General features: G+C 54.4%; 11 protein-coding genes. 7 read left to right on the forward strand and 4 right to left on the reverse strand.

Annotated elements, in window-relative coordinates:
* Positions 1-173 precede the first annotated feature (173 nt).
* Positions 174-1,562 (forward strand): NAD(P)-binding domain-containing protein, encoded by a 1,389-nt coding sequence (locus C8N40_RS13360; RefSeq protein WP_108212270.1) that lies wholly within the window; start codon positions 174-176, stop codon positions 1,560-1,562.
* A gap of 107 nt (positions 1,563-1,669) precedes the next feature.
* Here C8N40_RS13360 and C8N40_RS13365 read toward each other — a convergent pair whose 3' ends face one another.
* On the reverse strand, positions 1,670-1,930 hold the full coding sequence (locus C8N40_RS13365) for a hypothetical protein (protein ID WP_108212271.1): 261 nt from the start codon (positions 1,928-1,930) through the stop codon (positions 1,670-1,672).
* Between the two features lie 251 nt (positions 1,931-2,181).
* On the opposite strand from C8N40_RS13365, the gene C8N40_RS13370 reads away from it, so the two are divergent.
* From C8N40_RS13370 to C8N40_RS13395, 6 genes are all read left to right on the forward strand, one after another.
* Complete coding sequence (locus C8N40_RS13370) at positions 2,182-3,768, forward strand: M20/M25/M40 family metallo-hydrolase (RefSeq protein WP_108212272.1); 1,587 nt, start codon at positions 2,182-2,184, stop codon at positions 3,766-3,768.
* Positions 3,769-3,946: 178 nt separating this feature from the next.
* Positions 3,947-4,849 (forward strand): universal stress protein, encoded by a 903-nt coding sequence (locus C8N40_RS13375; protein ID WP_108212273.1) that lies wholly within the window; start codon positions 3,947-3,949, stop codon positions 4,847-4,849.
* A 234-nt stretch (positions 4,850-5,083) separates the two neighbouring features.
* On the forward strand, positions 5,084-6,427 hold the full coding sequence (gene brnQ, locus C8N40_RS13380; protein WP_146173572.1) for a branched-chain amino acid transport system II carrier protein: 1,344 nt from the start codon (positions 5,084-5,086) through the stop codon (positions 6,425-6,427).
* 174 nt (positions 6,428-6,601) lie between these two features.
* On the forward strand, positions 6,602-7,024 hold the full coding sequence (locus C8N40_RS13385; RefSeq protein ID WP_108212274.1) for an STAS/SEC14 domain-containing protein: 423 nt from the start codon (positions 6,602-6,604) through the stop codon (positions 7,022-7,024).
* A gap of 176 nt (positions 7,025-7,200) precedes the next feature.
* Complete coding sequence (rluF, locus tag C8N40_RS13390) at positions 7,201-8,175, forward strand: 23S rRNA pseudouridine(2604) synthase RluF (RefSeq protein WP_108212275.1); 975 nt, start codon at positions 7,201-7,203, stop codon at positions 8,173-8,175.
* A gap of 149 nt (positions 8,176-8,324) precedes the next feature.
* Positions 8,325-9,359 carry a pseudouridine synthase gene (locus C8N40_RS13395; protein ID WP_108212276.1) on the forward strand — a complete coding sequence of 345 codons (1,035 nt, stop codon included), beginning with the start codon at positions 8,325-8,327 and terminating at the stop codon, positions 9,357-9,359.
* Between the two features lie 121 nt (positions 9,360-9,480).
* Here C8N40_RS13395 and C8N40_RS13400 read toward each other — a convergent pair whose 3' ends face one another.
* The 3 genes from C8N40_RS13400 to C8N40_RS13410 form a co-directional block, all read right to left on the reverse strand.
* On the reverse strand, positions 9,481-10,335 hold the full coding sequence (locus C8N40_RS13400) for a pirin family protein (protein WP_108212277.1): 855 nt from the start codon (positions 10,333-10,335) through the stop codon (positions 9,481-9,483).
* Positions 10,336-10,668: 333 nt separating this feature from the next.
* Positions 10,669-11,556, reverse strand: coding sequence for a cysteine synthase CysM (gene cysM, locus C8N40_RS13405; protein ID WP_108212278.1), 888 nt, complete (start codon positions 11,554-11,556; stop codon positions 10,669-10,671).
* A gap of 119 nt (positions 11,557-11,675) precedes the next feature.
* Positions 11,676-12,362 (reverse strand): type 1 glutamine amidotransferase domain-containing protein, encoded by a 687-nt coding sequence (locus tag C8N40_RS13410; protein WP_108212279.1) that lies wholly within the window; start codon positions 12,360-12,362, stop codon positions 11,676-11,678.

Here is a 12,362-nt window from a genome sequence, read left to right on the forward strand (position 1 = left end):
TTTCCAACGCCTCTTTCTCTTATACTTCCTGCACCCCTTTCTGTTTTCCGCCAGGCTGTTTTAACCTCGCGCGAAAACCCGGAATTGTAATTTTTCCGATCGCCAAACAGCCGACTTTAGAGCATATCTCGAGGCAGATTATTGTGCTTTGCATTTACCAATTTTAAGTATATATGAAGTTAAGAATAGGAATCATCGGAGCCGGCCCCAGCGGCCTGGCGCAGCTACGCGCGTTTAAATCAGCAGAAATGAAAGGCGAAGCCATACCCGAAATCGTGTGCTTTGAGAAGCAGGCAGACTGGGGTGGCCTTTGGAACTACACCTGGCGCACCGGAGTGGGCAAGTACGGCGAGCCTATCCACGGCAGCATGTACCGCTACCTGTGGTCCAACGGCCCTAAGGAGTGCCTGGAGTTTGCTGATTATACCTTCGATGAGCACTTTGGCAAGCCTATCTCTTCTTACCCGCCCCGCCCTGTGCTGTTCGACTACATACAGGGCCGCGTAAACAAGTGCAACGTGCGCGACTACATCCGCTTTAACACCACCGCCCGCTGGGTAGAGTACAAGGAGGACACGCAGCATTTCTCGGTGGTGCTCGAGGACCTGGCTAACAACAAAACCTATACCGAGGAGTTTGATTACCTGATCGTTGCCTCCGGCCACTTCTCCACACCCAATATGCCGTACTTCGAAGGGATCGAGGAGTTCCCGGGTCTGGTGATGCACGCGCATGATTTCCGTGGGGCAGATATTTTCCGGGACAAGGACGTGCTGCTTATCGGCAGCAGCTACTCTGCTGAGGACATTGGCGTGCAGAGCTACAAGCACGGCGCCCGCTCTGTTACCCTGAGCTACCGCAGCAACCCCATCGGTATGGACTGGCCGGAGGGCATGAAGGAAGTGCCTTTGCTCACCCACTTTGAGGGAGAGGTAGCCCACTTCAGCGACGGCACCCAGGAGCGTTTTGATGCGGTGGTGATGTGCACCGGCTACCAGCACAAATTCCCGTACCTGCCCGACGAACTGCGCCTGAAGACCAAAAACTGCCTCTACCCGGATAAAATCTACAAGGGCGTCTTCTTCAACGAGCTGCCCCAGCTCATTTACCTGGGCATGCAGGACCAGTACTATACGTTCAACATGTTTGATGTGCAGGCCTGGTATGCGCGCGACGTCATCCAGGGCAAGATTCAACTGCCGGAAAAGGAAGAAAGACAGAAGGACATCAACCTGTGGCTAAACAAGGCAGCCGCTAACTGCAGCCACGACGATGAGATTGACTTCCAGACCGAGTACATGCGCGAGCTGATGAACATGACCGATTACCCGACGATTGACCTGGACAGAGTGGCCATGCTTTTCAAGCAGTGGCTCCAGGATAAGGAAGAGGACATTCTCCGCTACCGCGACAAGACCTATACTTCCGTAATGACGGGCACGCCAGCCGCCCAGCACCATACCCGCTGGCTCGACGAGATGGACGACAGCTTCGAGCGCTACATGCAGGAAGCTCCGGTAACAGTGTCTGAGTCAGAACTTGAGCTGGACCAGGTACAGTAAACGCAGTCCGCAGGCAGCTCCGGCCTGTAGTGCAAGTATAATACACGTACGCCCTGCTGAAAATGCTTCAGCAGGGCGTACGTGTATACTATAAACTCTGAATACAGTTAAAGCAGGCTCAGGCCATCCCGTACATCCACCCCCTCAACGTAGGGCTCCAGAATGGCGGCCGCGTTGGCCGAGCGCTTAAACGTGCTGTAAACCTGCACCTCTTCCCCGGCCCACAACTCCACAAACGTGTTGTTTACGGCATACAGGGTTACCTGCCACTGGTTATACTTGCGCTGGGCAAGCACCACCCCGTCGCGGGCTATCACCTCGGCCTGGCTCCGAAACGGAAGCCGCTCAAACATGGAGTGTTCCTGCATAAATTTGGTCTGGATAACTCAGCTATAAATAAGGCCGGCGGGGCGCAATAAGTTTCATTTAAGGTGTCTGAAGCCCATAATTCAAATATTCAGTTTTCAGAATTAAACCATATTGCCTAATTTGCCTCTAAAGGAGGATTTACGCACTAGAGGCTTAAAACACTGCGAAGCCTGATACGGCTCTTGCGGTAGCGGGGCAAAGGTAGCAGGTTCTTGAAACGCATTATCAAACACTAACCCTTATACTTAAAATGATGAAAAAAAGGATGCAAGCCGTTGTACTGTCGCTGCTGCTGTGCGGCAGCATGGTGCAGGTGCAGGCACAAACCCAGGCGCAGACGCAAACGCAGGCCCAGGACCCTGTGATTGCAGCCATCGTGAAGGAGGCGAACGAGAACTCACAGCTGGAAGCTTTAGCACATGAGCTGCTGGATGGCATTGGCCCTCGCCTGGTAGGTACCCCCGAAATGCAGAAGGCCCACGATTGGGCTGTGGCAAAGTATAAAAGCTGGGGCATCGAGGCCCGCAACGATAAGTGGGGCGAGTGGCGTGGCTGGCAGCGTGGCGTAACCCACGTGGACATGGTGCACCCGCGCGTGCAATCGCTGGAGGCCACACAACTGGCCTGGAGCCCATCCACTAAAAGCAAGGGCGTAACCGGTGAGGTAATCATGCTGCCGGACGTACAGGACTCGGTGGCTTTCCAGAAGTGGCTGCCCAATGCCAAGGGCAAAATCGTGCTTATCTCCATGCCACAGCCAACCGGCCGCCCCGACTATAACTGGGAGGAGTTTGCTACCAAGGAGTCGCTGGAGAAAATGAAGAAGGAGCGCGATGCCCAGACAGAGGCCTGGTCGGAGCGCATGAAGAAAACCGGTTACAATGCCCGCACGCTGCCAGGAGCTCTGGAGCAGGCCGGCGCTGCCGCCGTGGTAACGTCCAACTGGTCGCGCGGATTCGGTGTAAACAAGATTTTCGGAGCCTATACCAAGAAAGTACCTAGCATCGACATGGCGCTGGAAGACTATGGCATGCTGTACCGTCTGGCAGAATCCGGCCAGAAGCCGCAGATCCGTATTCAGGCAGAGTCTAAGCACCAGAAAAACGCCCCAACCTTTAACACCATTGCTGAGATAAAGGGCACAGAGAAGCCGGATGAGTACGTAATCCTGTCCGCGCACTTCGACTCCTGGGATGGTGGCACAGGTGCCACGGACAACGGCACCGGCACGATTGTGATGATGGAGGCCATGCGTATCCTGAAGAAACTGTACCCGAACCCGAAGCGCACCATCCTGGTGGGCCACTGGGGCAGTGAGGAGCAGGGCCTGAACGGTTCCCGCGCCTTTGTAGCCGACAACCCGAAGATTGTGGAGAAAACCCAGGCCGTGTTTAATCAGGATAACGGAACAGGCCGCGTAGCCAACATCTCCGGACAAGGCTTCCTGCACTCTTACGACTTCCTGGGCCGCTGGCTGAGCGCCGCGCCCCGCGAGATTACCAGCTCTATTGAAACCAGCTTCCCTGGCTTCCCGGGTGGCGGTGGCTCCGACCACGCTTCTTTTGTAGCAGCGGGCGCCCCTGCCTTCATGCTAAGCTCGCTTAGCTGGTCATACGGCACCTACACCTGGCACACCAACCGCGACACGTACGATAAGATCGTGTTTGACGATGTGCGCAGCAATGCCATCCTGGTAGCCATACTTGCCTACCAAGCCAGCGAGGACCCGGAGTTTGCCAACCGCGAGCGCATCAGGCTGCCTGTAGACCCTAGAACAGGCGAGCAGCGCACATGGCCTGCCCTGAGAGAGCCAACCCGCAAGGGAGGGCTGGATTAATCTCCTAAGACACTAGTTTACATCAAAAGAGGCTACCCTTACCGGTAGCCTCTTTTGATGTAAAAGCTGATAAACCTCAGTTTTAGGGTTGACAAGGGGCATGGTTTTAGCGCGGCTTTTGCGGTACCTTTGTAATGTGGTTATAAATTAGCCGCTTTACCTTTGAGAAGTTACCGCCATGAAGACAATAGTAGTACCGATCGATTATTCCAAGCACTCCCGCAACGCCCTGGGCTACGCCCTGGAGATTGCCAGCTTAACCGGCGCCCAGCTGGTTCTTTTCCATGCCTTCTACCCTATCATGCCGCCACCGGCCAGCCTCGACACGACCGATGTGATCGCTGCCCTGGAAGAGGGCAAAGCCCGATCACTGGAAGATTTCGGTAGAACCACCCTCACCGAACTCGGCAAGGAGAACGGTCGCCTGGATGTATACAAGACCATTGTCATAAAGGCTGGCGCCCGCATGGGAGGTTCTTATGAAATGATCCTGGAGGCCATAAAACGCTATGAGGCGGACCTGGTGATCATGGGGATGCAGGGTGGCGGTGCCATCAGCCAGGCCTTGCTGGGCAGCAACACCATCTCCGTGATGCAGGAGTGTGAGGTGCCTATACTTGCCGTTCCGGAGAACATCCCTTTCAGACCGTTCCGGAAAGTGGTATTTGCCACCAACATGCGCAAGATGCCGCCCACTACCGACCTGGAGCCGCTCCGCAGTTTCCTGCTTCCGTTTGAGCCGGAACTGAAAGTGCTGCACCTCTACCGCAACAACATGCAGCTTGCCACCTTCGACCCAAGCGCGGTGCAGGAGCAAGTGGAGCAGAAACTACAAGGTCTGGCCCTGGATTTCACCTACGATGTCCGGGACAATGTGGCAGAGGGCATCCAGCGGTTTATCCAGGAGCAGCAGGCCGACCTGCTCGTGCTTATTCCGCAGCGCCACAGTTTCCTGGATCGCCTGCTTGATAAAAGTATAACCGGTAAGATCACGGCGCACCCGCAGGTTCCGCTGCTGGCACTGCCCTCTGTCACGCTGAAGAACGCGCAAAACAGCAGCGAAAGTATGGCGGAGGCCTGATGCGGCATTGAAGTACCAACCTTTAGCGGCCCACCAGTGATTGCTTTATGCAACTCACCGGTGGGCTTCTTTCTTTATACTTTACAGGCCCACCACTTGCCACTCCGAAAAGTATAAAAAAGGCCTCTCGGCCTTCCTTTGCCTCAAAACATAAGATAAATGTAGGATTTTGAGCCTCGGGTTGCTTACTTGCAGTTAGAACACTTATTTTCCTACTAACCTGAATCTTAAGTTTTGAATTCTACAAGCCTCTCCTTTAAAGACACCTTTTTTATTGGTCTGTTGCTGTTTGCCGTTTTCTTCGGCGCTGGCAACCTGATTTTCCCTTTATCGCTTGGCCAGGCATCAGGCACTAATTTGTTACCAGCTATTCTGGGCTTTCTTGCCACTGGGGTTGGCTTGCCCCTGTTGGGAGTGATTGCCATCGGTGCTTCCAAAAACGAGGACGTTCAAACCATTTCGGCAAAGGTGCACCCACTCTTCGGTTTGATTTTCCCGGTTGTCATCTACCTGACTATCGGGCCGCTGTTTGCTGTACCCAGAACGGGCACCGTGTCCTACGAGATCGGGATTGCGCCCTTTTTGTCTGAGGACCTGAAAGCTTCCAGGCTCAGTATGCTCTGCTACACAGCTATCTACTTTTTCGTAACCTACTGGCTTTCGCTGAACCCTGGTAAGGTGGTGGACCGTATCGGCAAATTCCTGACGCCGGTGCTGCTGATCATACTCACGGTGCTGCTGGTTAAGAGCTTTGCCGATCCGCTGGGAGATTTTCAGGAGCCGTTGGTTGCCTATGAGGGCGCTCCCTTCTTCAAAGGATTTCAGGAAGGCTACCTGACCATGGATACGATCGGATCCTTCATCTTTGGCCTCATCGTTATCAACGCCATACGCGAAAAGGGCGTAACTAACCCAAGCCAGATTGCCAAAGTATGTACCATCGCAGCCATCATCGCTGCTACCGGGCTAGCCCTGGTATATATTGGCCTGGGCTATGCCGGCGCTACCAGCGTCGACACCCTGGGGCACCTGGAAAACGGAGGCCTTATCATCAGCCAGATTTCTCACCTGCAGTTCGGGGTGTATGGCAAGCTCTTACTTGGCACTGCCATTATTTTTGCCTGCCTTACCACCAGTGTTGGTCTGGTTGTAGCCTGCGCCAGCTTCTTCCGCAAAGTGCGCCCTACTGTTTCCTACAAAACCTATGTCATTGTGCTGTCCATTGTCAGTGCGCTGATTTCGAACGTGGGCCTGACGCAAATTATCTCGTTTTCAGTACCGGTGCTGGTTGCCATCTACCCTACTGTTATCATCCTAATCATACTTACCCTGTTTGGGCCATTCCTAAAGAAAAGAAATGCCATTTATACTTTCGCCGTGCTGTTTGCAGGGGCAGTAAGTATCGTGGACGGCCTGAACGCGGCTGGGCTTGGTTCAACCGCCCTCAACGATTTCCTGTCAACCTACCTTCCGCTGTTTAGCCTGGGCATGGGCTGGCTGCTGCCTGCCATAGTGGGAGGCCTTATTGGGTTTCTGGTTTCGCTGCGCCAGGGTAGCCTTGTGCTGGAGAAGGCATAACGTTAGCCTCTTTTTTCACGAACACCCCGGCGATAAGCCCGTAAGCAATTAGAATCACTGCTCCCTGCTCTACCTGTACCAGCTTTAGTGGCCCGGCTATTTCCGGATAGCAGGCGCAGTTAAGGCAGGAGCTGTTTTTTGATTTTGTAGTAAATTTGTGAATCTATACTTTGTATGATACAAGAGCTCACAAATCCATTTGGTCGGGTATACTTAACCATCGAAACGAACAGGGCTAACAGGTGGATCCATGTAAGGTGGATGGGGTATCTGACAGAAGATAACATTAAGAACGGCGCCAATGCCTATGTGCAGGCGCTGACTGTTGCAGGCTATAACTGTGTGCTGAACGACACCCGCCTGATTATCGGGGGCTGGGACCACTCGCTGGACTGGGTGCAGAATGAGTGGTCGCCCCAGGCTGCCAAAGCCGGGTTAAAGCACTTTGCCATGATAGCCACCCCCGAGACCTTCGGCGGGTCAACGGCTGATACCTTCCACAAAACCGCCAAGCTTTTCGAGACGAAGGTGTTTGACGACAGGAGCGACGCAGAAGCATGGCTCCGGCAATACTCGCTGGGCAAGCAGACCTCTTAATTTTTTGCGCTGCCAGCTAAGTTCACCGCAAAGTATAACCACCGGCACTTGCACAACCCGCATTGGATAGCCCGGCTATTCCCGTACCTTTGCAGGGTTTATTCCCCTGACAAGTGTTTGCTAAATTGGCGGGGATTTATACCTTACAAAGTACCTAACTGAAGCCGGGCGCGCCTATGGAACCCAAACGACTCAACAAATTTATCAGCGACGCAGGCTACTGCTCCCGCCGCGAGGCCGACAAGCTCATTGAACAAGGCCGCGTAACCGTGAACGGGAAACAACCGGAGGTAGGCACTAGGGTAACAGCCCGCGACAAAGTACGCGTGGACGGGAACCTGCTGGAAGTGGATGCCGTGGAACCGGTATACCTGCTGCTCAACAAGCCGCCCGGCATCGAAACCACCACCGACACCTCGCAGAAGGACAACATCATCAGCTTCACCAATTACCCGGAGCGCATTTTCCCGGTGGGCCGCCTGGATAAGGACTCCGAGGGGCTTATCATCCTGACCAACAACGGCGACATCGTCAACAAGATCCTGCGGGCCGGCAACAACCACGAGAAGGAGTACATTGTAACGGTGGACAAGCCCATCAACCAGAGCTTTGTAGAGCGGATGAGCAACGGGGTGCCTATACTTGGCGTGAACACCCGGAAGTGCTTTGTAGAGCAGTTGGGATCCACCAAGTTCCGGATTATACTTACCCAGGGCATGAACCGCCAGATCCGGCGCATGTGCGAGGCGCTGGGCTACGAAGTGCAGACCCTGCAGCGCACCCGTATCATGCATTTGTCGCTGGCGAAGATTCCGCTGGGCCAGTGGCGCAATATGACCGATGCCGAGGTGGCCGAGATGATGCGCCTGGTAGAGCGGTCTTCTAAAACGGGGGAAGAGCCAGGCGCTAAGAAAGCGGCCTCCGGGACCGCCCCCTCCAAGCCCAAAAGCAGCAAGCCACGCAGCAGCTCCTCCACGAGCAGGCCAGGCAAACAGAGTAGCAGCCCCAGAAGTGGCAAAAGCGCTGCTGCCGGCAAGCCAGGCAAATCGAAAAGCTCTGGCAGTGCCAGAGGCGCGCGCGGGGCGGCCAAAAGCGGAAGCAGCGCCGGCCGGGGCCGTACCTCCGCAGGGAAAGGTGGCAGAAGGCGCTAAGCTCCTTTATCAACAACTTTAAGTGGTCACTTCCGGTGCGGCATAGGTAAAGCAAAGCTTTTCCCGTAAGTTTGTTCTCCCAAAACGGCGTAACCAAAGCGGGCAGAACGCACTACATATATACCTGCCCTAAAACGCCACCACATACCATGGAACCAAAACGATTAAATAAATTTATCAGCGACTCGGGCTTTTGCTCCCGCCGCGAGGCTGACCGGCTGATTGAGGAAGAACGCGTGACGGTAAACGGCAAACTGCCGGAGCCCGGCATGAAGGTTTCCGCCAAAGACAAAGTGCGTATAGACGACCAGCTGCTGACCGTGCGGGAGGAGGAGCCGGTGTTTTTGCTCCTCAACAAGCCATCCGGCATGTCGGCCACGGCCGATATGGGCGTGCGCGACAACGTGGTGCGGGCCATCAACTACCCGGCCTCCCTGCAGCCCATCGGCCACCTGGACCGCGACGCAGAGGGCGTGCTTTTCCTGAGCAACGACAGCGAGCTGGTACGCAAAATAACGAAGGCCGATAACAAGTATGAGAAGGAGTACATCGTTACGGTAGACAAGCTCATCAGCCAGGACTTTATTGCCAAACTGATTGGCGGGGGCGAATCGGAGAGCGGCGAAAAGCTGCAGAAAACCTTTATTGCCAAGGAGGGATCCACCCGTTTTAGAATCATACTCAGGCCCAACACCAACCACAACATTAAAAGGATGTGCGAGGATTTGGGGTATAAAGTAGTGCACCTGCAGCGGGTAAGGATAGAGAATTTTACGCTGGCCAAACTCCCGAACGGCCACTGGCGCAAGCTTAGCCCCGCCGAGGTGGAAACCCTGGCAAGTATAACCAGCAGCCGTGGCAGCAAAAGCCAGACGGCAGCTTTTTCTGAAAAAAGCGGTGGCAGAGACGGGAAGAGCCGGCCTAAAACCTTTGAAGGAAGCGGCCCGCGCCTTGGCAAAAGCAAACCAGGTGGCAGCACTGCCAAAAGAACGGCAGGCCCTAAAGCAGGCGGTGGCCCAGGAAGCTCCTACGGAAGCGGTACTAGCGGCAGAAAAAGCAGCCCCGGCAAAGGTCCCACCAAAACAGGTGGCAGAGGTGGCGCCTCGGGCACTAGCGCCCCTACCAGAAAAAGCACTACAGGTAAGGCCCCCGCTCCCAAAGGCCGCAGCGGAAGAACCCGCTAAGTATAAGTATAAGTATAAAGTATAAAACACGCAGCCCCTGCTACACCAAAATATAGTAGGGGCTGCGTGTTTTATAACTCTCTAACTTTCTAACTCTTTAACTTTCTGACTCTCTAACTCCTCAACTCTCCCAGCTTCCCATTTTGCCGGCCTGGTAATCGCGGAAAGCTTGGTGGATTTCCGCTTCTGTGTTCATAACGAAGGGACCGTGCGCCACCACCGGCTCGTTGTACGGTAAGGCATGGCCAAAGAGGATATAGCTATCTTCCAACGCCTCTACCTCTACCTGCTCCCCTTCATTGGTGAACTCCACCAGGTGCAGTTTCTCTACTGTATCGCCGTTTACATTTACCGAGCCGCGCACCACGTAGAAAAAGATGTTGCGTGCCGCCTCTACCGAAGTAACGAAGGAACCGCCGTGCTGCATTTCTATACTTGCCATGTGGATGTCGCTCAGCGATGGAATTGGCCCCTTGGTGCCGCGCCAGTTGCCGGAGATCACATTCACTTTTACTTTGCCTTCATCCTCACTTACAACAGGTATACTTTCCTTTTGCAGCCCGATGTACTTCGGATCCGTCATTTTATACCTGGCAGGCAGGTTAAACCAGAGCTGCAGAATCTCCATCGAGCCACCCTCCTGCTTAAATTTTTCAGAGGATACCTCCGCATGAATCAAGCCACGCCCGGCTGTCATCCACTGCACGCCGCCGGCCTCAATCACATCCTTCCCGCCACCAGTATCTTGGTGCATAATGTCGCCATCAAGTATAAACGTGAGCGTTTCGAAGCCCCGGTGCGGGTGTGGCCCGAAGGGCAGGCCCTGGTTGCCCGGCTGGTATACCTGCGGACCGTGGTGGTTCAGAAACAGGAAGGGGTCGATGTAGTTGACAGTGTTGGTGGGTAGAGCCCGGTAGGTTACCAGGTCAGCAATGGGAGCGCTAATGGCTTTGTGTTTCTTTTTGATTTTCCTCATCAGATTCTTTCATGTAGGTACACTAAAGTATAAACCAAAGCAACGGGGTACAAGTTATGCGGGATTTATACTTTGCGGAAGCTTAATTCAGCGAGTGGATGAATGCTTATACCTTGGTATACCCATTCCACTGCCCTTCTTATATGCTAATACTGTTTCATTCTCTTTTTTGTCATCCTGTAAGGATCCTGGTAGCGAGTAGTATAGGTTTAACCTCCCTTCCAACAGGTTTCTTAACAGAATGACAAATGGTTTGGATTTATTGAAAGCAGAGTGAAACAGCCCCACTTCTTAAATGGCGATGGCCTGATACAGCGCCTCTTTTATACTTGCTTAATTAGAAGCAAACAAATCGGAAGACAGGTAGCGGTCGCCGCGGTCGCAGATGATGCAGACTACTACGCCTTCGTCCAGTTCTTCTATCAGCTTGGTAGCCACATGCACCGCACCGCCGCTGCTCATGCCGGCAAACACACCCTCCTCCCTGGCCAACCGTCGGGTCATGGCTGTGGCTTCGTCCTGGCTTACATCGATGATGCGGTCCACACGCTCGGGTTCAAAAATCTTGGGCAGGTACGCCTCCGGCCAGCGCCGGATACCCGGGATCTGCGATCCCTCCACAGGCTGAGCCCCTACAATCTGCACCTGCGGGTTCTGCTGTTTCAGGTAGCGCGACACGCCCATGATCGTACCCGTCGTCCCCATGGAAGAAACAAAGTGCGTTACCTCCCCACCGGTGTCGCGCCAGATCTCAGGGCCTGTGGTGCGCACATGTGCCAGGTAATTATCGGGGTTGCCAAACTGGTTCAGCACCAGGTATCCACCCTGCTCCACCTGCTCCGCCACATAGTCTATCGCCCCTTCCATCGATTTTTCGGCGGGCGTAAGTATAACCTTGGCCCCGAAGGCCTCCATCGTCTGCACCCGCTCTTTGGTGGCGCTGGCAGGCATCACCAACTCAATTTCCACTTCAAACAACCTGGCAATCATAGCCAGGGCAATGCCGGTGTTGCCGCTGGTGGCCTCAATCAACTTCATGCCGGGCTTTAGCTCCCCACGGTCCAGCGCCCCTTTAATCATGCTATAAGCAGCCCTGTCTTTCACGCTGCCGCCGGGGTTGTTGCCCTCCAGTTTGGCAAGCAGTTTAACGCTTGGTTTTGGGTTGATTTGGGTGAGCTCCACCAGCGGAGTGTTGCCTATAAAGTCGAGTAGTTTAGCCATTGCTTTGTTTGTATCAGCAGGAAAACCATCAACCGGTGCAATGGTTCACACAAGTTTTCTACCGGTAAGGAGATACCCTGGTTATACTTTAAAAGGGTGCTGCTTTGAAACTAGCAGCCTTAAGGTTGCTTTTTCAGTAGGTTCAGCAGTTCTTCGGCAACGCCCTCTGAGGAGGCCGGGTTCTGGCCCGTAATCAGCAGCCCGTCGCGAACCACATGAGGCTGCCAGTCGTCCACCTTAGAGTATATACCGCCGAGCTCCTGCAACTCGTCCTCCACCAAAAAAGGCACGACCTCGCTCAGCTTCACGGCCTCCTCCTCGGAGTTGGTGAAGCCAGTTACCTTTTTGCCTTTTACCAGTGGTTCCCCGTTGGCATTTCTGGCCTTGGTAAGTACCGCCGGGGCGTGGCAAACGGCCGCCACAGGCTTCTTCTGCTTGGCGAAACTCTCAATCAGCCTGATGGATTCCTCGTTGTTAGTCAGGTCCCAGAGCGGACCGTGGCCTCCCGGATAAAACACGGCATCAAACTCGTCCGCATTCACCTCGCTTAGCTTTCTGGTGTTCTGCATCTTCTCCAGCAGTTCTGTATCCTGGTAGTAGCGCTTGGTGGCGTCGGTTTGGGCACCGGGCGCCTCGCTGCTGGGGTCAATGGGGGGCTGCCCTCCTTCCGGCGACGCCAGGACTACCTCAACACCCGCATCGGTCAGCACATAGTAAGGCGCGGCAAATTCTTCCACCCAAAAGCCGGTCTTCTTGCCGGTAGTACCCAGTTCTGCGTGGGATGTCAATACAAATAATACTTTCAT

Source organism: Pontibacter mucosus (genome assembly GCF_003054055.1).
Taxonomy (GTDB): domain Bacteria; phylum Bacteroidota; class Bacteroidia; order Cytophagales; family Hymenobacteraceae; genus Pontibacter; species Pontibacter mucosus.

What these genes read in the sequence shown, in the direction of transcription:
- C8N40_RS13360 (WP_108212270.1), top strand. Translation starts at nt 174, where the DNA reads ATGAAGTTAAGAATAGGAATCATCGGAGCCGGCCCCAGCGGCCTGGCG.
- C8N40_RS13365 (WP_108212271.1), bottom strand. Translation starts at nt 1,930, where the DNA reads ATGCAGGAACACTCCATGTTTGAGCGGCTTCCGTTTCGGAGCCAGGCC.
- C8N40_RS13370 (WP_108212272.1), top strand. Translation starts at nt 2,182, where the DNA reads ATGATGAAAAAAAGGATGCAAGCCGTTGTACTGTCGCTGCTGCTGTGC.
- C8N40_RS13375 (WP_108212273.1), top strand. Translation starts at nt 3,947, where the DNA reads ATGAAGACAATAGTAGTACCGATCGATTATTCCAAGCACTCCCGCAAC.
- C8N40_RS13385 (WP_108212274.1), top strand. Translation starts at nt 6,602, where the DNA reads ATGATACAAGAGCTCACAAATCCATTTGGTCGGGTATACTTAACCATC.
- rluF (WP_108212275.1), top strand. Translation starts at nt 7,201, where the DNA reads ATGGAACCCAAACGACTCAACAAATTTATCAGCGACGCAGGCTACTGC.
- C8N40_RS13395 (WP_108212276.1), top strand. Translation starts at nt 8,325, where the DNA reads ATGGAACCAAAACGATTAAATAAATTTATCAGCGACTCGGGCTTTTGC.
- C8N40_RS13400 (WP_108212277.1), bottom strand. Translation starts at nt 10,335, where the DNA reads ATGAGGAAAATCAAAAAGAAACACAAAGCCATTAGCGCTCCCATTGCT.
- cysM (WP_108212278.1), bottom strand. Translation starts at nt 11,556, where the DNA reads ATGGCTAAACTACTCGACTTTATAGGCAACACTCCGCTGGTGGAGCTC.
- C8N40_RS13410 (WP_108212279.1), bottom strand. Translation starts at nt 12,362, where the DNA reads ATGAAAGTATTATTTGTATTGACATCCCACGCAGAACTGGGTACTACC.